This window comes from Embleya sp. NPDC025285 (assembly GCF_055558835.1).
Genome location: NZ_JBVHLU010000260.1, coordinates 1 through 2,420 on the forward strand (window position 1 = coordinate 1; position 2,420 = coordinate 2,420).

Here is a 2,420-nt window from a genome sequence, read left to right on the forward strand (position 1 = left end):
GCGTGGAGGACGTCGATGAGGTTCCAGTCGACGTAGGGTTTGAGGGCTTCGGCGCAGGCGTCGAGGTGTTCACGGAACGGTGTGGACGTGGCGTACAGGTCGAGTGCCATGCCGTCCCATTGGCTGCCTTGTCCGGGGAAGACGAACACGATCTTGCCGGGGTCGGTGGTCGCGGTGCCCTGGATGAGGTCCGGGGTTTCCTGCTGCTGTGCGAGGGCGTTGAGGCCGGCGGTGTGGTTGCCGATGACTACCGCGCGGTGCTCGAACAGCGTGCGCCCGGCCAGTACACGGGCGACCGTCGTCGCCGACAAGTCGGGCCGGCTGTCCAGGTGTTCGCGAAGACGGCGAGCCTGCTCGCGCAGCGCCTGTGGCGAACGCGCCGACAACAGCCAGGGGGTGGGCAATGAGTCGGGGACAACCGGGGTTTCCGGTTGCGGCTCCGGGTCGACCGGCGCCGGCGCGACGACCGACACCGGTGCCTGCTCGATGATCACGTGCGCGTTGGTGCCGCTGATGCCGAAGGACGAGACACCGGCGCGGCGCGGGTGGTCCGTCTGCGGCCACGATTCGCTCTCCGTGAGCAGGGTGACCGCGCCTGCGGTCCAGTCGACGAGCGGGGAGGGTTCGTCGATGTGCAGTGTCTTGGGCAGTACGCCGTGCCGCATGGCCAGGATCATCTTGATCACCCCGGCCACCCCGGCGGCGGCAAGCGTGTGCCCGATGTTCGACTTGATCGACCCGAGGCGCAACGGCTGGTCGGCAGCGCGGTCGGTGCCGTACGTCGCGAGCAGGGCCTGAGCCTCGATCGGGTCGCCCAGCACGGTTCCCGTACCGTGTGCCTCGACCGCGTCCACCTGGTCCGGCGCCAGTCGCGCGTTGGCGAGTGCCTGGCGGATCACGCGCTGTTGGGAGGGGCCGTTGGGTGCGGTGAGTCCGTTGCTGGCGCCGTCCTGGTTGATGGCGGAGCCGCGTAGTACGGCGACGATGGGGTGACCGTTGCGTTGGGCGTCGGAGAGGCGTTCGAGCAGGAGGAGGCCGACGCCTTCGCCCCAGCCGGTGCCGTTGGCGGTGGAGGAGAATGCCTTGCAGCGGCCGTCCGGCGACAACGCGCGCTGCCGACTGAACTCGATGAACGAACTCGGCGTGGCCATCACGGTCACCCCGCCCGCGAGGGCGAGCGAGCATTCGCCGCTGCGCAGCGACTGTGCGGCCAGGTGGATCGCGACGAGGGAGGACGAGCACGCGGTGTCCACCGTCACCGCCGGACCCTCGAACCCGAACGTGTAGGCCACCCGACCCGACGCGACACTCGTCGTGTTCCCGGTGGACAGATAGCCCTCGACGCCCTCCGGCACCTTGGCCAGGCCCGAGGCGTAGTCCTGTGAGATCACCCCGGCGAACACACCCGCGTCGGTGCCGCGAATGTCGGCGGCGTCGATGCCCGCCCGCTCGAACACCTCCCACGCGGTCTCCAGGAGCAGCCGTTGTTGTGGGTCGGTGGCCAGTGCCTCGCGCGGGCTGATGCCGAAGAACTCCGCGTCGAACCGGTCCGCGTCATAGAGGAATCCGCCCTCACGCGCGTACGTGTGTCCGACCCGGTTCGGGTCGGCGTCGTAGAGGTTGTCCAGATCCCAGCCGCGCTCGGTGGGGAATCCACCGATGGCGTCGGTGCCTTCGGCGACCAGTCGCCACAGGTCCTCGGGCGTGCGGACGCCGCCCGGGAAGCGGCAGCTCATCGCGACGATCGCGATCGGGTCCTCGGCCGGCCCGCCGTCACCGAGTACGCGCGCGGTGGGTACTCCCGCCAAGGGTACGAGTCCGCCGACGACCTCGGCGCGGACGAACGCGGTGAGGGCGAGCGGGGTCGGATAGTCGAAGATCAGCGTCGCCGGGAGCCGAAGGCCGGTGGCCGTGTTGAGCCGGTTGCGCAGCTCGACGGCGGTGAGCGAGTCGAAACCCAGGTCACCGAACGCGTGTTCGCGATCCACCGCCTCGGGGGTGGCGTGGCCGAGCACGGCCGCCACCTGGGTCCGGATCAGGTCCAGGATCAGCTCGTCCTGCTCGGCGGCGGACCGACCGGCCAGCCGCCGACCGAGCGAGGAGCCCGCACCGGCCCCGCCGGCATGGGCGGTGCGTCGGGTCGAGATGCGAACGAGGCCGCGCAGCAGGGTGGGCAGGGTCCCGGCCGTCGCCTGGGCACGGAGTGCGGCGGGGTCCAGGTGGGCCGGGACGACCAGGGCGTCCCCCCTCGCCACGGCGGTGTCGAACAGGGCGAGCCCGGTTCCGCTGTCGAGCGGCACCAGTCCGCTGCGGGCCACCCGGGCCCGGTCGGTGGCGTCGAGCGTGTCGGTGATTCCGCTGGTTTCGGTCCAGAGTCCCCAGGCGAGTGAGGTGGCGGGTTGGTGGTGGGTGTGTCGGTG

The 2,420-nt window shown here is 70.8% G+C and carries 1 protein-coding gene; it reads right to left on the minus strand.

Annotated elements, in window-relative coordinates; translation table 11 throughout:
- On the minus strand, positions 1-2,420 hold a 2,420-nt coding region (locus ACZ4FV_RS52045; RefSeq protein ID WP_465328467.1), incomplete at both ends, for a type I polyketide synthase.